We start from the raw sequence: 25,975 nt of genomic DNA on the forward strand, positions 1-25,975 counted from the left end.
GGTAAAAAATAATGATTAACGCACCGGGCAACTTATCTGTAATGTGTGGTCTACCAGAACTGCACAACACAGAAGAGGTATGCCCGGTGCGAATCCAGACCCTACTCAACAGAGTTCATCCGCTCAAATCATTTGTTTACTCCGCCTGCCGTCTGGAACTGCGTAATGCCGGTCCGGCGTTGGTGGCGGAAATCAGGCCCCGACTCAACGGCAAGGTGCTTTGCTCGGGGTGCGGCAAGCCAAGGAAATGCTACGACCGCCAATCGGTGCGGCAATTCGAATTCGTTCCGCTTTGGAATATTCCCGTCCAACTTGAATACCGAATGCGCCGAGTCAACTGCCCCGAATGCGGTGTGAAAGTCGAAAAGGTTCCGTGGGCGGATGGAAAGTCGCATACAACCAAAGCGTTTCAGCTGTTTCTTGCCCGCTGGGCACGCAGACTCTCGTGGAAGGAAACCGCCGAATCGTTCCACACAAGCTGGGACACGGTCTACCGCTCGGTCAAAGCCATTGTCAACTATGGGCTGGCGCACCGCAACCTTGACGGCGTGATGGCCATCGGCGTGGACGAAATCCAATACGGCAAGGGACACCAATACCTTACCGTGGTCTACCGGATCGATGCGGGGATGCGCCGCCTGCTGTTCGTCGGTAAAGACCGTACGGCCAAAACCCTGCTGCGGATCTTCCGGGCCTTCGGCCGGGATCGCTGCGCCCGGCTGGAGTTCGTCTGCTCCGACATGTGGAGGGCCTACCTCAAGGTCATCGCTAAAAAGGCCCCGCAGGCATTGCATGTGCTCGACCGCTTCCACATCATTCAGCATCTGAACAAAGCCGTGAACCAGGTTCGTATCGACGAGGTCAAACGCTTACGGCAGGAGGGCTGCGATGACGAGGTGCTTAAACATACGAAATACTGCCTGCTCAAAAACCCGGAAAACCTCACCGAGAAACAGGCACTCAAACTCAATGATGTGCTCACCTACGACCTGAAGAGCGTCCGGGCCTATCTGCTCAAGGAAAGCTTCCAGCTCTTCTGGAACTACACGAGCCCATACTGGGCAGAATGGTATCTCAAGAAATGGAGCACCCGAGCCATGCGCTCGCGACTCGATCCTATGAAAAAATTTGTCGGAACGATCCGGCGGCATCAGCCGCTGATCCTGAACTGGTTCAAAGCCAAGAAGGCCTATTCATCAGGCGTCGTCGAGGGCCTGAACCGCAAAGTAAATCTGGTAACGAGAAAAGCATACGGCTTTCGAAGCTACGAAGTGCTTGAAATCGCCCTGTTTCACACGATGGGCGACCTCCCGGAGCCGGAAGCAACCCACAGATTTTGCTGAAGAGGCAATGATGAAAGCGTGTATTCCGGGGTCTGTTTTTCAAAACTGCTCCCGGTCACCGAGGTAGCGCCACTGGCCGTCGGGAAGATTGCCGAGCATAATATTACCGATGCGGATGCGTTTGAGACCAACCACTTTGAGATCGACCAGTTCGCACATGCGGCGGATCTGGCGTTTTTTACCTTCGCGCAGAATAAAGCGGAGCTGATCTTTGTTCTGCCAGCTCACCTGTGCGGGCTTCAGTTTTTTACCGTCCAGACTCAAACCGTGATTCAGCAGTTTGAGCCCTTTATCGGAAAGATGGCCGGTGACGCGCACCAGGTATTCTTTATCGATCGATGAATCTTCGCCGATAAGCTGCCGCGCAATCCGGCCGTCCTGCGTAAGCACCAGCAGCCCGTTGGAATCAATATCCAGCCGCCCGGCCGGGGCCAGCCCCTTCAGCTGGCCGGGATTGAATTTCCGTTTGGAAGAATCGCCCCGCCAGTGCGTTCGGGGGCCAATAATGGAAACCGCCGCCTTATATCCGTCCTCCGGCTGTCCCGAAACATAGCCGATCGGTTTGTTGATGAGAATGGTCACCTGCCGGTCCTGCAGCTTCCGCCCTTCGGAAACGAGTTCGATTTCCGCATCGGGTGCAACTTTGGTACCCAGAGTGGAGACGATCTCGCCGGCTACCCGCACCAGCCCCTGCTCAATATACCGGTCCGCCTCGCGCCGTGAGCACATGCCGCGCTGTGCCATAATTTTAGATAATCGCTGTGGTTCCATAGCCGCTAATTCAACCATGAATCCGGGTCGTAAATGAAGCTCAAATAAACCGCGCCCCACTTTCACAAACCGTTTTTATCATTCTTCTTTGACGTAATCTTTTATTTTTTTTGCCAGAATACATATAGACAGAAAATTTAACCAAACCATTATTACCTTCAACATCAGGTAAAAGGCGGCGGAATCCGGAAGAACGGTCTCCCGAAAAGAGGAAATATCAACCTGTGTTTCCGGCCGCTACTCCGATGGTGATTCACACATCGGCATAAGAGGAAGTTTCATCGAAGATCTGAAGACAAAGGATATCCGGAAGTCTGTCGGATATTTTGCTCTTGGACCTGCTCGGCAAATATATAAAAAAGGAGAAAATCATGATTAAAACAACCCCGGCGGCATTCGCCGTTTCGTTGACTCTATGCGGTTTAAATACGCAGGCGTTTTATTCGGAACCGGCCAGTTATACCGCGCCCAAAAAAATTATCCGGCTGGGTGACAGCGGATATTCTACCGGAAGCCTGGACGATACCTGGGTGTTTAATAAAGCCATTAATGATGTCGCCAATGCCGGCGGCGGAAAGGTGTATGTTCCGAAAGACAGCTACCGGGCCGCCAATGTACAACTGAAATCCAATGTGCATATCGAAATTCAGGGCGGAACAACCATTACGCTGCATACCGACGGGAAGCCGATTTTTGCCATGGAGAATAATATTGCGAACACCAGTATCCGCGGCGTCGGCGGCCGCTGGACCGCAAAACTTCCGGACTATTCAAAAGCGCTGGTTATCGGAATCTCCCATGTCAGAAACGGAATGGTTAAAAACATCAACGTAGATGATCCCTATTACACGGTGCATCAGAGTATTTCCATCGGCTGGAACCGTAATACCGACGGTACGCCGCTGGACATTACGGTCGGCAACATTACTCAGGATAAAGAGCATTACGGTTACGGCGTCATGCAGTCGCAGGCCGGCACCAGCATGAATTTCTACAACCTGAAGGGCAAAGGCGGTGTGCCGGCCCGTTTTGAAACCGGCTGGAAGGAAATGAACCTGGCTGATCGCGGCGGCGTTTACAATGTGAAGGCCACAAACATCACGTCCGAATACGGACAGGCTGCGGTCATGCTTCAGCCGCATACCCGTCACTGCGGTGATGTGTTTATTAACGGTGTCAACACGGTCGGCAGCGAATTCGCTGTTCTCCATGAAAAAGGCGGAACCTGGAAATACACCGCCGAGGAAATTGCACAGCACAACCTGACCACCGGAACGTTTGGAAACATTTCCATGGGCAACATCAACGGCGTCTATAAAGCAAGCGGTGTTCCGACACGGTGGCCGCATCTTGATTATTTCCCGGAATCCGAACTCAGCAAAATCGATCCGGCGGACAACCTCTCCGGATACATCGGACCGTCTATCGCAGTGATCGGCGATTTCGGCATTGCCGACAGCCGCACCACCTGGAATCTCAGCAAAACCGGTGCATATGTGAATCCGCTGACGATCCGATCGGGATACAACCATCCCACCTGGAAATTCAGGAATCTGTAACCGATACCCCCCAAAGGAGTCCCTGATGAAATTCACAATATACTCACGCACGTTTGTACTCATATCATTCTGCTTCAGCGTTCACCTTACTGCAGAAGCCGGATACAGCGAACCGGCCAGCTATAAATGGCCCAAAAAAGTGATCACCCTCGGAAGTGCAGGGTTTTCCACTTCCGGCTGGGATGACAGCTGGGTCTTCCAGAAAGCCATTAATCAAGTGGCCTCTGCCGGTGGCGGCAGGGTTCACGTTCCGAAAGGCAACTACCGCGTAGTCAATGTTAACCTTAAATCCGATGTCCACATTACGGTACAGACCGGGTCCAAAATCACCCTTCATAAAGAGGGCGTTATGTTTAACATGAGTGGGGATATTGCCAATACCAGCATTCGCGGCATTGGCGGACGGTTCACGATGGAGATGCCGGATGTCAACAATGCACGCGGCGTTTTGTTAAGCAGCGTTCGTAACGCCTTGGTTTCTAATGTGAATGTTCAGGACCCTCACCAGACCAGATATCCAACTCTCGGTGCAACATGGGATCAGAATACGAATAAATCAGCCACCGATATTTCATTTGGAAATATCACCCAATTTCAATCAAATTACGGGTATGGCGTTGCTCAGTTTCAAGCGGTTACCCGTGGCACTTTCTGGAATATTAAATGTAAAAACGGTGTAGCACTTCGTTTTGAATGCGGCGACTGGAAAATCATGACGTTGAGCGGATACGGCGGAGTATTTGACTGTAAAGCGAATAACACAACATCAGAACAAGGGCAGGCAGCAATCATGCTTCAGCCGCATGTGTTAAACTGTGGTAATGTCTTTATGAACGGCGTCAGCGCGGTAGGCAGCGAATTTGCCATTCTCAATGAAAAAGGAGGGACATGGGCATTTACGGCAGACGAAATCAGAGAACATAACCTGACGACCGGGAGTTTCGGTAAACTTTCCATGGGCAATGTGAATGCGGTATACTGGAGCGGAGGGGTGCCGACCCGCTGGTCTCATTTAGACTTTTATCCGAAATCAGAGTTACAGAAAATATATCGCGAAAATAATACCAGCGGTAATGTTGGCCCCTCCTGTGCGGTCATTGGCGACTATGGACTCACGAGAAGCGCGCACTCCACCTGGAACCTCAGTAAAACAGGAGCCTTTGTTAACCCCATCATCTCCACCCGGATCTATCATCATTCAGACTCGGAAAAAAACCGCCCTTGGAAATAACGTTGTCACTGAAGAGTAATAAACCGGAGCCATGATGGCTCCGGTTATTCTCTCGTTACCATCTCGAACGTATCTTTCATAAAACCTCTATATCCGGTTTCCGGATCTTGATTCCAATTACCGAACCCTGCTCAACAAGAAAGAAATATGAAATTGAACTCTCCAACTGGAATCGGCTCTATTTTGGGCGCAGTCACACTTGGTTTCATACTGGGAAGAACAACGGATCATTCCCCTGAAGTACAACCTATTGAAAAACTGTTGCGCCAGCCTGAACCTCAGATTGAACAATCGGAAAAAAACACTGCCCTGATTTCATCTGAAGAACCTCCTTTCTTTTCGGTTTCCGACAATACTGTTGCCCGCCAAATCCAAGAATTCAGCTCCATGAGCAGGGATGAACTTTCAGAGGAATCCCGCCAACTGAACCTTCTGCCCCTGGAAGATCAGGCGATACGAACCCCCGCTCTTTTTTCGGTCTGGGCCAAACAGGATCCTTCGGCCGCTCTAACCGAGGCCAAACGGCTGAAGCATCTGAAAAATGAAATGATATCCATGATTCTCGCAGAATGGTCGACAACAGATCCGGTGGCAGCGGCTGAATTTTATAAAATCAATGAAGCCTCACTTTTCACCCGTAATTATATGGAACCGTGGAATCAGGTCAGCGGCTCCTCGGTCATCATCCGTGGGCTGATTGAGAACGGCTCAACGGAAACCGCCTTTCAATGGGCTGAAACACTGGGCAATGTGGCGGACAGAAACACGGCATTGAACGAGGTTTATTATCAGCTGGCCGCTCAGTCGCCGGAAGAGGCTGTCGATCTGCTGCCCCCTCTGCCGGGAGGGGAACGCGATTACGGTCTGCGCGGCATTGCTGCCGCCTGGGCCGAACGTGATGTTGAAGAAGCCATAAACTGGGCCAATACCCTCAGCTCAATGGACCGTGAACATGTTTTGCCCGCCATTATCAGCGGACTCGCCAGCCGCGATCCGCTGGCGGCTGCGCAGCTGATCAATTATATCCCGAACAGCAACCACGATGCCGCTATTGAAACCGTCATCACCCCCTGGGCTCAACAGGACCCTATGCAGGCGGCAAACTGGCTGGTCACTGAACGATCCGTTGAAGAACAGACCTATTTTATAGAACCCGTTTTGAGTCAATGGATCGACCGCAATCCTGCCGCCGCGAAAAGCTGGGTTCAGAATCTGGCAGAAGGCGATGCCAGAGATGAAGCCGTTCTGGCCTATGTTAATACCACCAAAAGCGGCCTGGAGTCCCATACTGAGCTGTTCGACATGATCGAAACCGGCATTCTGAATCCGGCAAAAAAGGAAAAGGCCAAGGTAAGTGTACTGGTCTCTCTGGCGGCTGAAGATCCGGAAACAGCAAAACAGGCCGCCCTGTCCAGTCTGTCAGGAAGCGGGATTTCCGACTACCTTCATCAGACCGGAGCTCAGGAACCTCTGGATTAAATGGGCCCCATTGCAGGCCACAGACCAATGTATACAGAAAACACACTGCCACTCAGGTGGCAGCACCGATAGTCAACCCCACCTTTGCATCCGTCGATCTACTTTTTCCAATAGCTGGGCAGGAAGAGAATGAGCACGGTGTAGAGCTCCAGACGGCCGAGCAGCATGAAGAAGGTCAGGATGGCCTGACCCAGCGGCGAAATGTCAGCAAAGTTCTGCGTCACACCGACAGCCTTCAAACCGGGACCAATGTTCCCGAGCGTGGCCACTACCGACGTACAGGCCGTCACGAGGTCCGGCGTAAAAAAGGTCATAACAATGGACCCGAGGGCAAAGATAAAAACAAAAATCGCGAAGAAAGCAGAGATGTGCGAGATAATCTCCTGCTCCACCGGCTTGCCGCCCAGCTTCATCTGAATGACGGCAGAGGGCCGCATAAACAGTTTGAGCTCGCGCAGCATCTTTTTGAACATGATAAAAACGCGGACAATTTTCATGCCGCCGCCGGTCGAACCCGCACAACCGCCCATAAACATCATCACCACCAGCAGCAGCCGGCTGGCATTCGGCCACAGATCAAAGTCAGCCGTTCCGAAACCGGTTGTTGTGATAATGGATGTGGCCGTAAACGCGGAATCGCGAAAGCAGCGCGAGAACGATCCATCCGCCCAGCCATGGGTCCAGATATTAAACGTCAGAAAGAGAATCGATCCGAGCAGAAAAAACGTATAGAAGCGGAATTCCGGATCCTGAAAATAGCGTTTCGGTTTGCCGGTAAGCGCGTAATAGTGCAGCGAAAAGTTCACCCCGGCCATAAACATGAAGATCGTAATAATGGTATCGATGACCGCTGAGTCATAGGCCCCGACACTGGCCGAACGGGTGGAAAAGCCGCCGGTGGCCATCGTCCCGAAGGCGTGACAGAAGGCATCGAACCAGTCCATTCCGCCTGCAAATTTCAGCAGCGCAGCCTCGACTACGGTCAGCAGTGCATATACCCCCCAGAGCAGTTTGGCCGTGGTGGCGATGCGCGGCGTGAGACGGTCTTTCGAAGGACCCGGCATTTCAGCCCGGTAAATCTGCATGCCGCCGACGCCGAGAAACGGAAGAATCGCCACGCAGAGTACCAGCACCCCCATGCCGCCGAACCAGTGGGTCAGCGCGCGCCAGAAATGGATACCGCGCGGAATCTCCTCCAGATTACTCAGCACCGAAGCCCCGGTGGTGGTGAATCCGGACATCGTTTCAAACATGGCCGAAACCGGATGATGAATCACGTCGGAAAAAACATAGGGCAGCGAACCGAAGATCGTCGCCGAAATCCAACCGAAGGTCACAATACCGAAACCGTCGCGACGCGACAGATTAACTTCTCCGCGTGTGATGTAACCGACCAGCGCGGCACAGGCAATGGCAATCACCCCGGGATAAATCAGATCAAGCTGAACGCGCAGGGGCTCATCATATGCAAACGAAATTCCCGCACACAGGATCATGGCCACGCCGATAACCAGCGTCATATACGAAACCAAATGAAATACAGCGCGCTTGTTCATAATGGATCAGAGAAAAATCGACTGAATCTTCTTCACGGCATCCGGATGGCAGAAAACCAGGACCCGGTCTTCAGCCTGCAACTGAAGGTCGCCGGTTGCAGTAACCACTTCGCCTTCACGCATTACGGTGGCAATAATCGCCGTCGATGGAATTTTGATATCCTTGATCTGCATGCCGTCGACTTTATGGTTTGCCGCAACAACCACATCCAGCAGTTCGCCGGGCAGGTTATGCAGCAGCGAAGCGGCACGAACCTTTTTAGAGCGGAGCCAGTGCAGAATGGCATTGGCCGTAGAAATGTAAGGACTGACCACCCGGTTCACCAGGTAGAGCTGTTCCACCACCGGAATAAAATCGGTGCGGGTAATCTGTGTTGCCGTAAACGAAGCTCCCTTTTTCTGCGCCATGAGGCAGTTCATAATATTGCCTTCATCATCGCCGGTCAGGGCCACAAAAGCGGTCTTATCATGAAGCCCCGATTCTTCCAATGCACTTTCGGTCAGAGCATCGGCACGTAGAATCAGCGTTTTATTCAACTCCGTTGAACAAAACCGGGCACGCTCTTCATCCTGCTCCAGCAACACGGTATCGACCTCATTTTCAATACATTTTGCAAGCATGAGGCCCAGATCGCCGCCGCCTGCAATGATCACTTTTTCAAAAGGTTCAATGTCGGGCTGCACCCACTTAAAGAAATTGGAAATATCTTCGCGGCGACCAACGAGATAAACCACATCGTTCTGCTTGAAAACCGTATTTCCATGCGGAACAACCAGTTCATCATCGCGGCGAATCGCAATCACACGGACACTCTGAATCAGATCCAGCCGATCACATTCAGCCGGCGTACGTTCGAGCAGCGGACTCATGGCGTTAATGGCAAAACCGGCCACCATCACTTTGCCCGCAAACAGGTCGAAAGCCTCCGTGGCGCCGGGCATCTGCAGCATATTGAAGACCTCCCGTGCACATTCCTGTTTCTGGTTGATGACCAGATCGATGCCCATTTTTTTGAGGTCATATCCGGAGGAGGTATCAAGAAAATCGGGATTCGTGACCCGTGCGATTTTTCCCTGCACCCCGGCGGCATGACCCAGCAGACAGGAAAGGATATTTATTTCGTCGTTATCCGTGACCGCAATCAGCAGATCCGATTTCCCCACCTGCGCCTCTTCCAGCACCCGCGGGTTCGAGCCCGGTCCGCAGACGGCCAGAATATCCAATTCCGCTTCGGCTGATGCCAGCGCACGTGCATCCTGATCAATCATGACGACACTATGCTTCTCATCGCACAACCGTTTGGCCAGCTGGCGACCCGCATTTCCTGCTCCGATAATCACTATTCGCATTGATGTCCCCCGCCAAAAAGCGGTCGTATATGCTTAAAGCCGTCGAACTTATCAATAAAAAACCGCAATAACAATCGTCTGCTTACAGATAAAAAAAACAGAACAGCAGCGGCTGCTCCCATAGTTTCGCCTCCTTTTGAACCACCATGACACCTTCCGGATGCTCTCTTATAATCTCCACCGCATTCAGTGCCTTATTATGATCCGAAATTCCGCGCCCGGCCCGATTCCCGCTAAAACTCCAGTCCTTTTTTCCAGACATCGGAAGCATTCCCGCTTATAAGAACTTCAGTCTTCTGTCTTTTTGAACGAATTGAAAACCGGGATTTTTTTATGGGCCATCTGATTCAGCACCCGGCACCGGGTGAACATACCATCCATTTCCGCGGCGATACCGTGACTTTCACACTCACCAACAAAACCGGGAAAAAAGGGAAGGCCTGGCTTCGCGCCAATATCGGCCACGCCCACACCCGCCACACTGAAATCATCCTGTATGCGGAACAGGGGCTGCCCCCGCTGTCGCGCGACTGGCATGATTTTCCGATGAAAGCAGAGAGCGAAGACACCTTCACCCTCACCCTGCCGCTGCTCGGTGTCGGCCGTTTTGAGGCAAAGGCCTATTTTATTGAAACCGGAACAAAGCATATCTGCTGGCCGGATGGCGGCAATTCCGTGCTGAAAGTCGAGCCGGCCGAAACCTGCGCAGGCAACACGATGTACACCGCCTTTGTGCGGCAGTTCGGCGAAGCCAAATATAAAGGGGCTATCGATCCACGCGACGAACATGCCATCCACCAGCTGGACCGCGCGGGCTATACCGTGATTCCAAAAGCCGGAAAATTCCGTGATCTGATTCACGAACTCGACTTTATCATCGGCACCCTGCGATGCAAAATTGTGCAGTTACTGCCGGTCCACCCCACCCCGACTACCTATGGCCGGATGGGCCGCTTCGGCAGTGCGTTTGCACCGCTCGACCTTTTCAACGTCGATCCGGTTCATGCCGAATTTGATAAACTGACCACTCCTCTGGAGCAGTTTGAGGAACTGGTCGACGAAGTTCACCGTCGCAATGCCCGGCTGTATATGGATATGCCGATCAACCATACCGGCTGGGGCTCCTGGCTTCAGATCAACCATCCCGACTGGTTTGAGCGAAAAGAGGACGGAAAATTTAAATCGCCCGGTGCCTGGGGCGATGTCTGGGCCGACCTGGTCGAACTCAACCATGAACACCGCGAACTCTGGAAAGAACTGGCCGAAGTTTTTCTTTTCTGGTGCCGTAAGGGGGTAGACGGCTACCGCTGCGACGCAGGCTATATGGTGCCGTTCGAAGCCTGGCAGTACATTATTGCAAAAGTGCGCATGGAATATCCGGATACGGTTTTCATGCTTGAAGGCCTCGGCGGCCATAAACATGTGACCGAACACCTGCTGGCCGATTCCGGTATGAACTGGGCCTATTCCGAAATTTTCCAGAACTATGATCAGGCTCAGGTGGACAGCTATCTGCCGGAATCCATCCGCGTTTCGGAAAGCAAGGGCAACCTGATCCATTTTGCGGAAACGCACGACAATTCGCGGCTTGCGGCGGTCTCACACATTTTTGCCCGGCTGCGGGTCGCGTTCTGCGCACTGACAACCCATAACGGAGCCTTCGGTTTTGCCAACGGGGTTGAGTGGTATGCCGACACACAGATCAATGTACACAATGCCCATTCGCTGAACTGGGGGGCGGAGCCCAATATGATCGACTGGATCCGTCGCATTCATGCGATCCTGGAAATCCACCCCTCTTTCCACGCAGGCGGCAAAGTGGAAATCATCACCAGAAACTATCACAACTCCGCGGCCATCCTGCGCACCGATGCCTCCGGCGAACACCGCCTGCTCGTGCTGGCCAACCTGAACCATGAGGGAAACGGTTTTGTGGAATGGCAGGGCGATTTCAGCGGATTTAAAACCGACCTGATATCGGCCGACACCGTGACGCACAACGGATCCTCTTTTGTACTGCAGCCGGGCCAGGTACTCTGTCTGACGGATAATCCGGCATGGATGAACGATGTCTCCCGGACGTTGGAAACCCAATATGCAGGAACCGGAGCAGCAGAACAGCAAATGCTGAAAGCAAAAACTATGGATGTATTTCATCATTTCCAATTAGTGAAAAACGCCGATACCCGCAAACTGCCTGAAGACCCGAAAGGAATCTGCGAAGAGCTGGCCGGCGGAAAACCGGTGCTCACCACCTGGCAATGGCCGCGCGATCAGTACCGCACCGTAATGCTTCCGCCAGGCCATTTTCTACTGGTCAAAGCGCCGGTCGGGTTCATTGCCGAGCTCAAAGATAAAAACGGAAAAACGCTGGCGCATGAAAAATCACTAACTCAGCCGGACGGCGGGACATTCGCCCTTTTCCTACCGCTGGAAACGCCGGCGGAGCATTCGGATCTGACGCTTAAACTGACCGTTTTTGAGGATACAATTAAAAAGGTTGAAGCACCGCTCATGCAGCTCTGTGCTGAAAAGGATGCGAAAGTGATCACCACCTGTAAAGCGGGGACGATTCATGATAAAGACCGCTATGCCATCTGCACGAACAAACACGGCGCACTATCGCAGGTACGCGTCGCCTGGGCGGAAATTCGCAGTAAATATGACGGGCTGCTGATGGCCAACCTCGACCCGGACGTACCTGTGGATCGGCATACGCTGTTTACACGCTGCCGGGCGTGGATAATCTGTCGCGATTATTCCAACGAACTGACGCTCGACTGCCAGAAACGCTTTTCGGTGGCCGACGACGGCACAGTGATCTGGAACTTTGCTGTGCCGGTGGGAGAAGGTTTATTGATTCCCCTGAAAGTCGCCCTGCAGATGCACCCGGATACCAACGCCGTAAAACTGAGTTTTGTCCGGGAACCCGCCGGCGGCGATCCCGAGCATCTGGCCGATAAATTCCCCGTCACTCTGATTCTGCGGCCGGATATTGAAGACCGGAACACCCATGAAGTCACCAAGGCGATGAACGGACCGGAAGTACACTGGCCTCCCGCCCTCCGGCCGTTGAAAAACGGATTTGAATTTGCCCCGTCGCCGGACCGTCGCCTTAAACTGGAGCTGAAAAAAGGGGAATTCCACTCCGAGCCGGAATGGTATTACATGGTGCAGCATCCGGTTGACCGCGAGCGCGGCATTGACGGCGAGAGCGATCTATGGAGCCCCGGCTACTTTAAAACCGAACTCAAAGGCAGACAGACCGCCGAACTGACGGCCGCCGTAAACGGAGCCCCGACCTTTGAAAAACCGACGCTGTGCATTAAAAATAAAACCGTTTCCATTGAAGAGGCGATGAAGCTCGCGATGAAACAGTTCATTGTGAAACGCGATGATTTCCAGACCGTGATTGCCGGATATCCATGGTTTCTCGACTGGGGCCGCGATACACTGATCTGCCTGCGCGGCATTATTGCCGCCGGTCTGCTGGAAGAGGCGCAGCATATTCTGCTGCAGTTTGCCAAATATGAAAAAGGCGGCACCATCCCCAACATGATCCGCGGCAACGATGACAACAACCGTGAAACCTCAGACGCCCCGCTCTGGCTTTTTGTGGCCTGCGATGAACTCATGAAGGCACAGGGAAATAAGAACCTGCTGAAGACCGACTGCGGCGATGGGCGGACTGTGAAGGAGGTTCTGGTTGCACTGGCGAACGGTCTGATGCAGGGCACAGAAAACGGCATTTGGTTTGATGAGCGTTCCGGTCTCATTTTCAGTCCGTCGCACTACACCTGGATGGATACGAATTATCCGGCAGGTACACCCCGCCAGGGCTATCCGATTGAAATCCAGTCGATGTGGAAATATGCCCTGAATATGCTGGCCGAACTGGATGCATCCCCTGATTGGAAAAAGCTGGCGAAACAGGTTGAAAAATCGATCTCGGAACTGTTCCTGATTGAAGCGGAAGATTTCACCTATCTGGCCGACTGCCTTTCTGCCGAACCGGGTATGAGTGCCTTCGATGCGGAAAAGGATGATGCCCTGCGGTCGAATCAGCTGCTGGCGGTTACATTGGGTGCCGTAACGGATTCCAATCTCTGTAAACAGATTATTGCAGCCTGCGAACAGCTGCTGATTCCCGGCGCAATACGCAGCCTCGCTGATCGTCCTGTGCAGCATCCCTGCCCCGTTTATTACGACGGCCATTTGCTGAATGATCCGCAACGGCCGTACTGGGGCCATTATTCCGGCGATGAGGATACCCGTCGCAAACCGGCCTACCATAACGGCACCGCCTGGACCTGGCCGTTTCCATCGTATGCCGAAGCGCTGGTGATGATTTACGGTGACGAAGCCAGGGAAACCGCTCTGGCCATTCTTGGCAGTGCGTCGGAGCTCATTAATCACGGCTGTCTGCGTCAGAGCCCGGAGGTGATCGACGGCAACACCCCGCACACCCAGCGAGGTTGCGGAGCTCAGGCCTGGGGCGTGACCGAACTTTACCGCGTGGTCAAGCAGTTAAAGGCCTGAGTATATGCTTGTAAACCCCTCCGCCTATTGTTTTGATCACATGAGGAATTAAGGGGATGTAATGGCTGACCAAAAAAAGAAAAAGACGGCAAAGAAGGTAGCGAAAAAAGTAAGCAGAAAAACTGAACGGGTCGCAAGAAAGAAAGGACCGCGAATCCTAATCGTGACCCCGGAGATCACCTATCTCCCGGAGGGTATGGGGAACATGACCAACCGCCTCTCCGCAAAAGCCGGCGGACTGGCCGATGTTTCTGCATCGCTGGTTTCCTCCCTTTATGAACTGGGGGCCGATGTCCATGTCGCCCTTCCCCACTACCGCAAAATGTTCCATGTTGACATTGGCGGATTCATCGACAACGAACTGCTTATCTACAAAAGTAAACTTCCGGACGACCGCATTCACCTGGCGGAAGACCGGATTTTTTATTATCAGGACCGCGTATACAGCAATTCCGAAGAGACCGATATGAAGATCGCCCTCGCCTTTCAGCGCGAAGTGATCAACAACATCATCCCCACGGTCAAGCCGGACCTGATTCACTGCAACGACTGGATGACCGGTCTGATCCCGGCCGAGGCCCGTATGCTCGGCATACCGAGCCTTTTCACGTTTCATAACATCCACACCGTGAAAACCACACTGGCACACATTGAGGACCGCGGCATTGATGCCGCCGAGTTCTGGAGCAATCTCTATTTCGGATGGCCGTCAGCCAACTATTTTGAAGCCCGGGAAAATAATCCGGTAGACTTTCTCTGCAGCGGTATTTTTGCCTCGCACTTCATCAACACTGTAAGTCCGACTTTCCTGAAGGAAATCGTCGATAACCGGCACGACTTTGTCCCGGGTAATATTCAGTGGGAGGTTTCCTGTAAATTTCATGCAGGCTGTGCTCGGGGCATTCTGAATTCGCCGGATGCCTCCTGCGACCCTGAAACAGATGATCATCTGATCCGCAAATACGGCGTTCTTGATCATTATGATGCCAAACGCCAAAACAAGATCTGGTTACAGGAACGGCTGGGCCTCGAAATCAATCCGGATGCTCCGCTGCTGTTCTGGCCGTCGCGTCTGGACCCGGTGCAGAAAGGCTGCCAGCTGGTTGCAGAAATCCTTTACCGTATTGTCGATAAATACCGGGCTGAAGGGCTGCAGATTGCCTTTGTGGCCAATGGCGCCTTTCAGCAGGTTTTTCACGATATTATCCATCAGCATGATCTCTACAAACGCGTTGCTGTCTGCGATTTTGAAGAGGGACTTTCCCATATCGGCTTTGCCGCTTCGGACTTCATGCTGATGCCCTCCCTCTTCGAGCCCTGCGGGCTGCCGCAGATGACCAGCACCATTTACGGATCACTGCCTATTGTCCGGGATACCGGCGGACTGCACGATTCCGTCAGTCAGATGGATATCGCCGGCGGAACCGGCAACGGTTTCCTGTTTGAGACCTACGATGGCAACGGATTGGAATGGGCGATTGATCAGGCCATGGATTTTTACCGGTTGGATGAGCACACTCGCGGAACCCATGTGGGCCGTGTGATGAAAGAAGGCAAAGAGCGCTTTAATCACGAAGTGACCGCTCAGGCCTACATCGATATGTATCAGGAAATGCTGCACCGTCCGCTGGTGGATGAAGTGTTTGAGAACGCTAAATAGGATTTTTTATGAGAGCCCCGAACCTTGCCAAACTTACTGACGACCCCTGGCTGGAACCCTATATGGGACAGATTCAGCAGCGTGCGAACCATATTCAATTTGTTGAAGAGCGATTGACCGGAGGAAAAATGTCGCTCGACGAATTTGCCAACGGGCATGAATATTTCGGACTCCATTTCCGCGATGAAAAATGGATTTTTCGCGAATGGGCCCCCAACGCCACTGCCATGTATCTGATCGGCGATTTCACCAACTGGAAACAGCTGGATGAATTTGCACTGCATTACGGAGACGGCCACGGAGTCTGGGAAATTGAACTTCCCCGCGAAACCATCGAACATCTCGATCTGTATAAACTGAAAATCTACTGGCCCGGCGGTGAAGGCGAACGGCTGCCGGCATACTGCCGACGTGCGGTGCAGGACGAAGAGACTCATATTTTCAGTGCACAGGTCTGGCACCCGGAAGAACCGTATATCTGGAAATTTCCCAAGCCGGCAAAACCGATCGGTGCTCCCCTGATCTATGAATCACATGTGGGAATGGCTCAGGAAGAAGCTAAAATCGGGTCTTATCTGGAATATAAGGAAAAAATTCTGCCGCGCATCGTTGAGATGGGTTATAATACCGTCCAGTTTATGGGCATTATGGAACATCCGTATTACGGTTCGTTCGGATACCATGTTTCCAACTTTTTCGCATCATCCTCCCGCTTCGGCACGCCTGCAGAACTGAAGGAACTGGTCGATGCCTGCCATGAGGCCGGTCTTGCTGTAATTATGGACCTGGTCCATTCGCATGCAGTCAAAAATGAAGAAGAGGGGCTCTCCCGATTCGACGGAACCCTCTATCAGTATTTTCATGATGGGGCCCGCGGTTACCACGAAGCCTGGGATTCGCGCTGCTTCGATTATGGAAAACCCGAAGTTCTCCATTTTCTGCTTTCAAATGCCCGATACTGGCTCGATGAATTCAATTTTGATGGATACCGCTTTGACGGGGTCACCAGTATGCTCTATCACCATCGCGGCCTGGGCACCTCGTTCGGAGACTACAGCAACTATTTTGATGGATCCTGTGATCTGGACGCTTATGCCTATCTTGCACTCTCCAACAAGCTGATTCATGAAGTTCGACCCGAAGCAATTACTATAGCGGAAGACGTCTCGGGCATGCCCGGACTCGGCTCCCCGGTCGCAGAAGGCGGATGCGGTTTTGATTACCGCCTGGCCATGGGCGCGCCCGACTGCTGGTTCAAACTTTCCAATGATGTTCCGGACGAAGAGTGGAATATGGGCTGGCTCTACCACGAGCTGACCAGCCACCGCCCGGACGAACAGGTGATTTCCTATGTGGAATCGCATGACCAGGCGCTGGTCGGCGGCAAAACGTTTATCTTTGAACTGATCGACAAAGAAATGTATTACAATATGCATCTTGATGCTCAGAATCTGGTGGTGGACCGCGGAATTGCCCTGCATAAAATGGCCCGTCTGGCCACCGCAGGCGCCGCCGGCCATGGCTATCTCAACTTTATGGGCAACGAATTCGGCCATCCCGAATGGATCGATTTTCCCAGGGAAGGCAACGGCTGGTCCTATCATTATGCACGCCGGCAATGGAGCCTGCGGGATGATCCGACTCTGAAATTCCACTTCCTTGCCGATTTTGACCAGGCACTGATGAAACTCATACGCGACCATCAGGTAATCGGTTCTGACGACCCTATTTTCCGTCTGATCAATGAAGCGGACAAAATGATTGCCTTTGAACGAAAAGACCTTCTTTTCGTACTTAATTTCAATCCGACACAATCATTTACGGACTACTCTGTCGATGCTTCTCCAGGAATCTATAAACTGGTTCTCAACTCTGATGCACCGGAATTCGGCGGTCATGATCTCGTTGAGGCCGATCAGGAATATCACAGTTTTTCCTTCAACGACGGAGAAAACGACCGAAACGTGATCAACCTCTATATTCCCGCACGATGCGCTTTTATTCTCCAGCGCATCTCCGACTGATCCAGTTGCAACGCAGTATGTTATTACAAAATAGAACAAGCAATTCCGATACCATTAATAATTATTAAACCGTTTTTTATTAAAGATTTACGCATTTTCTATAAAATATTATTGAAAACAACTCTTGATCATTATAAAATTTATCTCTTCTTCACATAGGCATAAAAACTGCTTAATCTTGCGCATCAAATTCAACGCGAGTTTAGCATGCCATCTGAATCCAAATTTTCGGGCCATCAATTCGAGCCCATTAAAGACGAAGCGCTGGTGAACGCACTTAATGAGCTGAGCCGCTCCGTCAACATTGCCACCACATACGGACAGCAGCATCCCGCAGTTGAAGCCGCTATAGTGATTGCCGAAGTGGCCATGAAAAGCCTTTTTTCCACCCGGAAAAAAGTACTGCTTGGAGCATTCAATGGTATGCTGACTATCGATGAAACACCCGTCCGGGTTGTCAGCACACTGCACAAATCACTTGAAAAAAGACTTTGTCGTCTGAACATCACCGCACTGAAAATCAGCAAAGGCATCACCCGAAATGAACTGATTGATCTCATTCAGCTTCTTTCCAGCAGAGAAGCCGAAGAATTTCAGACCGGAATGGATCAGGCAAAACTTTCACACATCACCTCCGACCAAACCCACTACAAAGCCGTGCATGACGATGAAGCGGTTGCCCTGAAAACCGATATCGGAAACAATGCCGCTTACGACCTCGACGGCACGTATAACCTTGATGGCACCTCCCGGCACAGTTCGTCCAACATACATGTTGATCAGATTGTCGCCTTTCTCAAAGGCGACACTGAAATCGACTCGGCAGATCATGTCGGAGAAGGTCTATCAGAGCTGGCCTCCGATCCCGCCAAGCTGGGACAAATTATCCTGGAGTCGGTTGCAATACGCCAGAAAATGTCCGACCTATCCGGAGAATCCCTGAGTGATATTATCCTGGGCAGCCTGCGCAGAACCTACGACGGACTGCGCACACAACCCCCTTTCAAAGACCACAACGGAAAAGCGGGTCTGCAGAAAGCACTTTTGCTTCTCGAAAAAACACTGCTCGACAAAATGCGTGCGCTCAAAGGCAGCAACGACCCGGAACTTGATCGAGAAATTGTTCAGGCCATTCAGAATATGAACGAAGAACTCAGCTTCGAAATGGCGGCCATGCAGTACATGGAACATCGAAAAGCTGTCGAAAAGCAGAAACATGAACTGCAGGAGTTCATTCATAGTCGCGGGACGGCCACTGCTGAAGAGCTGCTTGCGGATACAGATTTTCCCCCCTCAGAGTGGCGGCGCATTGTCGTGGAAAGCGGAAAGGCACATCCGCAGATCGCCGATGGACTCAATACATTGACCACGGTCTTCGAGCGCCTCGAAAAAATGATGAAGTCCGAAAGCGCGGACGGCACCACGGTTAAAGACCTGCTCGGTCAGGCCAATGAAAATCTGGATGACACCATTTTCACGACCAAGGAAAAACTGGATGTGCTTTCCAGACAGCTCAAAGAAGGAGAAGCCGGAACTATTGGCGGACATGGTCGGAATATGACTCAGGATGAACTCCTGGCCGCTCTTGCCGAAGTTGCACAGGAACTGATGCAGCCGCTCACGGCCATTACCGCCTCTCTTGAAATGATGCTCGGAGGCTTTGTCGGTGAAATTACCCGCGACCAGCGCGATCTGATCGACCTGGCCGCCAACAGTGGTGACCACCTTCAGTTCCTGATGAAAGAACTGATCGATATTGTAGGCTGCCCGACCAATACCGGCGTCGACCAGCGTTTCCATACCACCAGCGATAAAGTTGTTCAGCTTCGCGATGCTGAAGGGCAGGAACACCTCCCACTCAGTTATTTCCAGTAATTTCAAAAAAAAGAACGCCGCCTTTATAAAAGAACGGCGTCTTCAGACTCCGGAAAACCGGTCAGGTTAAATCCTGACCGCGGCTCATTACCACTTTTCCGGTACGTACCAGCTCGATGATTTTAAACTTGGCAATCATCTCTTCCAGCGCATCGATTTTATCCGGATTACCGACGACCTGTAAAATCATGGATTCCGGTGTAAGATCAACCGTTTTACAGCCATAGTGCTCAGCAATCTGAAGTGCTTCAGAGCGCCCTTCACTATCTACGGCTATCTTGATGAGGCCCATTTCCTTGGTCACCGACTCATCGTAGGTATGGTCAATGCAATGAAGCACATCAATCAGCTTCATAAGCTGCTTTATGATCTGGTCCAGACCTTCCGACTCGCCACTGCAACTGATCGTCATGCGGGAAAACTGGCCGTCCACTGCCGGGGAAACAACCAGCGACTCAATATTGAAGCCACGGCGGGAGAATACCTGGGCAATACGCGCCAGCGCGCCCGGTTTGTTTGAAACGTAAACACTCAGTGTGTGCATGTTTTTATCCTGATTAAGCATTATCTCTCTCCTCGATTAAGTGGAACCCGTCGGTTTGTCCAGTTTAACGGTCGGTGGTTCAATCAGCATGTTTTCCAGCGCAGCTCCGGCCGGAACCATCGGAAATACATTATCAGCCTTTTCCACTTCACAGTTAATCAGGCACGGCCCCTCATTATAATCCAGTGCATTCTGCAGAACACGTTTAACATCGCCCGGACGACGCAGATTGAACCCTTTAATTCCGAACGATTCCGCCAGCTTGACAAAATCCGGATTACCTTCCAGATCCACCCCGCTCTTACGGTCCTCGTAGAACAGCTCCTGCCACTGACGAACCATGCCCAGATAATGATTATTCAGCACGACGATTTTGATCGGCAGTTTATGCAGTGCCGCCGTTGCCAGCTCAAAGAAGGTCATCTGAAAACCGCCGTCACCAACAAAACAGACATGAATATCATCCGGACGGCCGAAAGCTGCCCCGATGGTGTACGGAAGACCGACGCCCATCGTCCCGGCACCGCCCGAACTCAGCCAATTGTAACGACTGTCGCTTTTATAAAACTGTGCCGCCCACATCTGATGCTGACCGACATCCGTGGCTACAACCGCCTTACCATCAGTCAGTTTATAGAACTCATCAATGATATGCTGCATCTTCAGGCTGCCCTGCCGCTTGAACTTCAGCGGATGCTTCGCCTTATATCCATCCAGCGTTTTCCGCCACGCACCCGTTTCCAGCAACGGAACATGCTTAATCAGCTCATCCAACGCCGTCTTTGCATCGGCAACGCAGGCGATCTGCGGCTGAATCATCTTACCGATCTCCGCAGCATCAATATCGATATGAATAATCGTTGCATCTTTGCAGAATTGGTCCGGCTGCCCCAGAATACGGTCATCAAACCGCGAACCGATATTCAGCAGCAGGTCACATTCACAGACCGCCTTGTTCGCATAAGCCGTTCCATGCATTCCGAGCATACCCAGCGAAAGTTCGTGGGTTTCCGGAAAAACGCCCTTACCCAGCAACGTCGTCGTCACCGGAATCTGCGCTTTTTCCGCCAGAGCAACCAAAGCCGAATCAGCACCTGAAATCATGGCTCCATGACCCGCCAGAATCAACGGACGGGAGGATTTTGAAAGCGCTTCGGCAATTTCCAGAATCTTCTCATTCTCTACAGTATAATTGATCCGATATCCGGGCAGATCCATTTCAGCATGCAGATCCGCTGTACAGGGACCCGCACTGATATCCTTGGGAATGTCGATCAGAACCGGGCCCGGCCGACCTGTTGTTGAAATATGAAAAGCCTCACGCACAATACGCGGAATATCATTGGTTTCCTTAACCAGATAGGAATGTTTAACCACCGGCATCGTAATACCGAAGATATCCGCCTCCTGGAAAGCATCCTTGCCCAGCATCCACGATACCGACTGTCCCGTGAGAACAATCATCGGAACCGAGTCCATCTGAGCCGTCATAATACCCGTCAGTGTATTGGTGGCCCCCGGCCCACTGGTGACCAGTACCACAGCCGGCCTGCCCGTCGCACGCGCATAACCGTCCGCCATATGAGCCGCACCCTGCTCATGACGAACAAGTACAAACTTGATTTTGGTGTTGGTCGTAACCAGCGCGTCGAAAATCGGAATTGCCGCTCCACCGGAGTAGCCGAATATATACTCAACCCCCTCACTCTCCAGACACCGAATCAATGCCTGCCCGCCTTCCATTACCTTACTTGTCATAATATTACCTCCAAAAACAAACAAACCTTATTATAGCCCATAATTTTGTCAATAAATTTGATCAATAAAGCTTAGACAGCAAAAACATATCCAAAAACACAAAAACAAACCCCAAAACAAACCTCACTCAAACAACTCTAAAACCTAAATGAAGCCGCAACCCCCAATAACAACGAAGAATTATACCCGCGAATATAGATATTTTTCCCATACTCATCATACACCTTTAATTTTCCATCAAAATTATACCCGAAAATCACACTCACATATCCTCCCGGATAAAAAAAGTAACCAATATTTCCAACTATTGGAATATTCCGATCTTCCCCCACACCGTCAGGAGCCATTCCATCGCCGTTCAGCCGGAAACGCTTTTCCTCATACCGGCCGGTAACTGCAAATTTCCAATGTCTGGAATGATCATAAACCAGCGTAAGCCCCGGTCCGGCTGTTGCCGCAAAACCGCCCCCCGTCTCCAGACTGAGCTTTTCCGTGATATTCCAGTTAACCAGCAGCACCGGAAAATACCGAGTTGATTCCTCAATCTGTCCGGCGGCCAGAAAAGCAGGCCCCAGTGTCAGCCGATCACCGAAAGCATAGGACACCCCACCGAAAAAAGTCCCGGCAAGAGCATCATCCAGATTCGTCCCTGCTTCACTGTACGAACGCACGGAAGGTCCGGCAAAAAACGCCCATTTATCGTCCAGTGCCCAGCGCACAAACAGACCGAGGCGATAGTTGTCAATATTGTCCCAGGGCCGTACACCCAATCCGTCAAAATGATAATCATCCTGCCCATAACCGGCCGACACCGCAACCATCCGGTCAAAATCCCACATCCGGGCCATACCGGCCTCCACAAAATACCGACTCACAGCAAAAGAGCCCCCGCCATCGAGATCGGCAGGAAAATTATACACCGACCCGCCTTTCAGCGACGGCCCCCAGCGGGGAAACGAAAACTCAGGCGGCTTATTCGTCTGGCCGGACACGGCAAGGAGCAGGCCCGCAAATAATAGAATCAGTCGAAGTTTCATACTTTTTCCAATCATAGGATAGTGTAAAGAAAACCATATAATTGCTGAAATTCATATCCCAACCCGATTAAAGTTGCCGCATGAACACAGCAGCTTACATCCGGGCACTGGAAACGGAACGGGATGGCGACTGGGACGGCGCCCACCGTATTGTACAGAAAATCAGCACCCCCGACGCGGCATGGATTCATGCCTATCTGCATCGGGTTGAGGGCGACCTCGGAAACGCAGCCTATTGGTACCGCCGCGCCGGACGCCCAGAATGCCGATCGTCTTCAGAAGAAGAGTGGCAGGAGATTTACAATGCTTTAAAAGACACTTAATCCCCGCCGCCCACGTAAAAATTCATCACATCCGGATACGTTCGCTCAGCAGGAGAATATCCTTGAGCTGAGCTTCGTTCTTGGCACGAGTCCAGCGGGTCTCAAACTCCGGGTGCTGTACAATATGGGCAATGGCCGCCAGCGCCTTGAGATGCATGCTGCGCCGATCTCTGCTGCCGGCAATCACAAAAAACGCCTTCACCGAATGATCTCCTTCAAAAGGAATCCCTTCGCGGCTGCGAATCAGCGTAATATTAAAAAGGCCCTCGCCATCTACGATAATATGCGGAATGGCCACAAACGGCGTCAGCACACAACTGCCCTGCTGTTCCCGCTCAACGAACCGACGCCTGATTTCTTCTGCAGAATGATCCAGCACCCGCTCAAGAGCCTCCGACACCACCCGGAGCAGTTCATTCTGATCTGCACCCGGACCGAGATCAAGCGCCTCGGCATTCTTCAGAATTTCATCGAATTCATCGTGCACCACTTCATCCCGCTTCTCCAGCACCTCATAAAGCTCCTTCTCCAGCGAATCCGCCGTGAGTTCTTTATTCGTGAGACTTTCGACAATATGCAGCAGCGCATACTCCATATCCGTGCGTTTTCGCCCGTAGAAAAAATAGATCAGCAGGCCGAACACCACAATCCCCAGACTCACCTCAATCGCCGCCATCCCCATATCGATGATCAGCAGAGAAAAGCTGATTATTCCGAAAAGAGGAAGCCACGGGCACCACGGTACGCGAAAGGTCGGGCGGTAATTGGTCAGTTTGCTCTGGCGCATAACCAGCACCGCAGCCGCAGACAGCACATAGGCACTGATCACCACTGCCGATGCTGCTTTCACCAGTTTTTCAATATCCAGCAGCAGCGAGAGCAGAATAATCGCCGACGTCAGAATGATGGCCACCATCGGTTCGCCGCGCCGGTTGACCTTGGCGAAAAACGGAGGCAGCAGATTATCACGCCCCAATGCCAGCGGATAGCGCGAAGCCGACATAATACCTGCATTGGCCGTCGTCACAAACGCAAGAACCGCCGCCAGTGTAATTGCACCATAACCGATCGGTCCCACCAGCATCCGTGCGGTATCAGCAATCGGCGTATAGGAACCGGCGAGCTCTTCCGCCGGCAGCACCCCGATGGTCACAAACAGCAGCAATGCATACAGCAGCGTAATCGCCAGAGTGGCAGCAATAAACCCCGACGGTATATTTTTGCGCGGATTACGTACTTCCTCTGCAATCGTGGCGGTTTTCAGCAGACCACCAAACGAAACAAACACAAAGCCTGCCGTCGAAAGAATTCCCGAAAAGCCCATTCCCTCGTTGATGAAAGGCGTAAAATGAGAAGCCTCCAGATTCGGCATGCCAGCCACCATATACCCTCCCATCAGCAGGAACAGCAGCATCACCAGCGCCACCTCGAATTTCGCCGCCGCTTCGGCTCCCCTTATATTCAGCAAAGCAAACAGCACGGTCACCGGAACCGCCGTGGCAAACAGCGGAATCCGTTCACCACTCAGCAGATAAATCACTTCCGCCAGACCGAAAATCGCAAACGCGGTTTTCAACGAAAGCGCAAACCAGCTCAACAGGCCCGAGACCGTACCGATCAACGGCCCCAGACTCCGAGTCAGAAAATAATAATCCCCGCCGGCTTTCGGCATAGCCGTGGCCAGTTCAATCACACTCAGCACCCCGATAAGTGCAAGCAGTCCGGCAAGCAGATACGACAGAATCATTGCCGGTCCGACCTGAGAAAAAGCCAGACCAGGGAGTACAAAAATCCCCGAACTGATCATAGCTCCTGAGGCAATACAGAAGACATCAATAAAACCCAGGCCTTTTTTCATTCAGTCGCACCTTTTCGTTTATGCTGAACCAACTGACCGCACGCTGCGGCAATATCGGAACCCATAGAGTAACGGAGTGTAACGTCAAATCCCGCCGCTTTCAAGCGGTTCGCAAACTGTTCGCGCTCCGGCTGCGGCGTACCACGCAGGCTGCTTCCGGAAAATTCGTTATAGGGAATGAGGTTGATGTGTACCGGAATGCCGGTGAGATATTGCTCCAGCGCCTGAAAATCCTGCTCCCGGTCATTCACCCCCGCAAGCATCAGATATTCAATCATCACCCGGCCATGAGCTGAAGCCGCCACCAGCGTTTCACGGATCCGCTCAAGCGGATACACCCGGGCCTGCGGCATCATACGCTGCCGCACCTCCTGAACCGCGGAATGCAGACTCAGCGCCAGATGAACATTCGGATAAGTCTGCGTAAACAGCTCCATCGCCTCTGGAATACCCACTGTCGATACCGTGATGCGTGAACCGGCCAGATCAAACATTTTCGGATCCATCATAAAATCCAGCGCACGAAAAACCTGCCTGGTGTTCAACAGCGGCTCACCCATCCCCATAAAGACCACATTCCGGATAGCCCGCCCTTCCGGCTTCACCATCCGGTTGGCCTGAGTGACCTGATCCAGAATTTCGGCCATCGTCAGATTCCGCGTAAACCCCATTTTTCCGGTAGCGCAGAATGAACAATAACACGCACAACCGACCTGCGAAGAAATACAGATGGATGTCCGCCCGGTCTTCGGCCGCAGCACCACACTCTCGATCAGATGACCGTCATGCGTCTTAAAAATCAGTTTACTCGCACCGTCCACGTCCGAATCATGACGTTCCGCCAGCTCCAGACACCGGAACGTGATACTGCCCTCAAAATCCTCCCGCGCCTCTTGCGGCAGCACCGCCAGCGCTTCATGCCAATTCGCGGAATTCTTGAACAGCGCATTGCGGAACAGCTTCATCCGATGCGGCTGCACCGCATTCCGGCTCCGGATTTTCTCAATCGCATCGATATCGTAAATCGTGATCATAAAACCTGCGCAGCAGAGAGCACAACGATCACGA

18 protein-coding genes are annotated in these 25,975 nt (G+C 52.1%); 9 read left to right on the forward strand and 9 right to left on the reverse strand.

Going from position 1 to position 25,975, the window contains the following annotated elements; translation table 11 throughout:
* Positions 1–86 precede the first annotated feature (86 nt).
* The gene (locus EGM51_08455; GenBank protein QBG49277.1) at positions 87–1,343 is read left to right on the forward strand and encodes an ISL3 family transposase; all 1,257 of its coding nucleotides are present in this window, start codon (positions 87–89) and stop codon (positions 1,341–1,343) included.
* Positions 1,344–1,382: 39 nt separating this feature from the next.
* Here the strand turns inward: EGM51_08455 and EGM51_08460 are convergent, their stop codons facing one another.
* Positions 1,383–2,114, reverse strand: a complete 732-nt coding sequence (locus tag EGM51_08460) for an rRNA pseudouridine synthase (protein QBG49278.1) — start codon at positions 2,112–2,114, stop codon at positions 1,383–1,385.
* A gap of 371 nt (positions 2,115–2,485) precedes the next feature.
* Here EGM51_08460 and EGM51_08465 point away from each other — a divergent pair, with 371 nt between their 5' ends.
* The 3 genes from EGM51_08465 (at position 2,486) to EGM51_08475 (ending at position 6,383) form a co-directional block, all read left to right on the forward strand.
* Positions 2,486–3,673: a hypothetical protein gene (locus EGM51_08465; protein QBG47421.1), complete on the forward strand. Its 1,188-nt coding sequence runs from the start codon at positions 2,486–2,488 to the stop codon at positions 3,671–3,673.
* 25 nt (positions 3,674–3,698) lie between these two features.
* A complete protein-coding gene (locus EGM51_08470) occupies positions 3,699–4,904 on the forward strand; it encodes a hypothetical protein (GenBank protein QBG47422.1) in 1,206 nt (401 codons plus the stop codon).
* A 387-nt stretch (positions 4,905–5,291) separates the two neighbouring features.
* Entirely contained in the window at positions 5,292–6,383 is a 1,092-nt protein-coding gene (locus EGM51_08475) for a hypothetical protein (GenBank protein QBG47423.1), read from the forward strand.
* A 98-nt stretch (positions 6,384–6,481) separates the two neighbouring features.
* On the opposite strand, the gene EGM51_08480 is transcribed toward EGM51_08475, so the two are convergent.
* The 3 genes from EGM51_08480 to EGM51_08490 form a co-directional block, all read right to left on the reverse strand.
* Positions 6,482–7,939: a TrkH family potassium uptake protein gene (locus EGM51_08480; GenBank protein QBG47424.1), complete on the reverse strand. Its 1,458-nt coding sequence runs from the start codon at positions 7,937–7,939 to the stop codon at positions 6,482–6,484.
* A 6-nt stretch (positions 7,940–7,945) separates the two neighbouring features.
* Positions 7,946–9,289, reverse strand: a complete 1,344-nt coding sequence (gene trkA / locus EGM51_08485) for a Trk system potassium transporter TrkA (protein QBG47425.1) — start codon at positions 9,287–9,289, stop codon at positions 7,946–7,948.
* Positions 9,290–9,371: 82 nt separating this feature from the next.
* Positions 9,372–9,551 (reverse strand): hypothetical protein, encoded by a 180-nt coding sequence (locus EGM51_08490; GenBank protein ID QBG47426.1) that lies wholly within the window; start codon positions 9,549–9,551, stop codon positions 9,372–9,374.
* Between the two features lie 71 nt (positions 9,552–9,622).
* Between EGM51_08490 and EGM51_08495 the strand changes: the two genes are divergently transcribed.
* The 4 genes from EGM51_08495 (at position 9,623) to EGM51_08510 (ending at position 19,387) form a co-directional block, all read left to right on the forward strand.
* Entirely contained in the window at positions 9,623–13,828 is a 4,206-nt protein-coding gene (locus EGM51_08495; GenBank protein QBG47427.1) for a glycogen debranching protein, read from the forward strand.
* A 61-nt stretch (positions 13,829–13,889) separates the two neighbouring features.
* Positions 13,890–15,488: a glycogen synthase gene (locus EGM51_08500; GenBank protein QBG47428.1), complete on the forward strand. Its 1,599-nt coding sequence runs from the start codon at positions 13,890–13,892 to the stop codon at positions 15,486–15,488.
* 8 nt (positions 15,489–15,496) lie between these two features.
* Entirely contained in the window at positions 15,497–17,512 is a 2,016-nt protein-coding gene (locus tag EGM51_08505; GenBank protein QBG47429.1) for a 1,4-alpha-glucan-branching enzyme, read from the forward strand.
* A gap of 207 nt (positions 17,513–17,719) precedes the next feature.
* Positions 17,720–19,387 carry a hypothetical protein gene (locus tag EGM51_08510; GenBank protein QBG47430.1) on the forward strand — a complete coding sequence of 556 codons (1,668 nt, stop codon included), beginning with the start codon at positions 17,720–17,722 and terminating at the stop codon, positions 19,385–19,387.
* 61 nt (positions 19,388–19,448) lie between these two features.
* Here EGM51_08510 and ilvN read toward each other — a convergent pair whose 3' ends face one another.
* From ilvN to EGM51_08525, 3 genes are all read right to left on the reverse strand, one after another.
* The gene (gene ilvN / locus EGM51_08515) at positions 19,449–19,931 is read right to left on the reverse strand and encodes an acetolactate synthase small subunit (protein ID QBG47431.1); all 483 of its coding nucleotides are present in this window, start codon (positions 19,929–19,931) and stop codon (positions 19,449–19,451) included.
* A gap of 36 nt (positions 19,932–19,967) precedes the next feature.
* A complete protein-coding gene (gene ilvB, locus EGM51_08520) occupies positions 19,968–21,689 on the reverse strand; it encodes a biosynthetic-type acetolactate synthase large subunit (GenBank protein ID QBG47432.1) in 1,722 nt (573 codons plus the stop codon).
* A 137-nt stretch (positions 21,690–21,826) separates the two neighbouring features.
* A complete protein-coding gene (locus EGM51_08525) occupies positions 21,827–22,726 on the reverse strand; it encodes a hypothetical protein (protein QBG47433.1) in 900 nt (299 codons plus the stop codon).
* 80 nt (positions 22,727–22,806) lie between these two features.
* Here EGM51_08525 and EGM51_08530 point away from each other — a divergent pair, with 80 nt between their 5' ends.
* Entirely contained in the window at positions 22,807–23,049 is a 243-nt protein-coding gene (locus EGM51_08530; protein QBG47434.1) for a hypothetical protein, read from the forward strand.
* A gap of 25 nt (positions 23,050–23,074) precedes the next feature.
* Here EGM51_08530 and EGM51_08535 read toward each other — a convergent pair whose 3' ends face one another.
* Together EGM51_08535 and EGM51_08540 are read right to left on the reverse strand one after the other, a co-directional pair.
* Positions 23,075–24,907: an amino acid permease gene (locus EGM51_08535; GenBank protein ID QBG47435.1), complete on the reverse strand. Its 1,833-nt coding sequence runs from the start codon at positions 24,905–24,907 to the stop codon at positions 23,075–23,077.
* Positions 24,904–25,941 (reverse strand): 23S rRNA (adenine(2503)-C(2))-methyltransferase RlmN, encoded by a 1,038-nt coding sequence (locus EGM51_08540; GenBank protein ID QBG47436.1) that lies wholly within the window; start codon positions 25,939–25,941, stop codon positions 24,904–24,906. Before EGM51_08540 ends, EGM51_08535 begins: the two co-directional genes overlap by 4 nt.
* Positions 25,942–25,975: the final 34 nt, after the last annotated feature.

This window comes from Verrucomicrobia bacterium S94, from assembly GCA_004299845.1.
In the GTDB taxonomy this organism is placed as follows: Bacteria; Verrucomicrobiota; Kiritimatiellia; order Kiritimatiellales; family Pontiellaceae; genus Pontiella.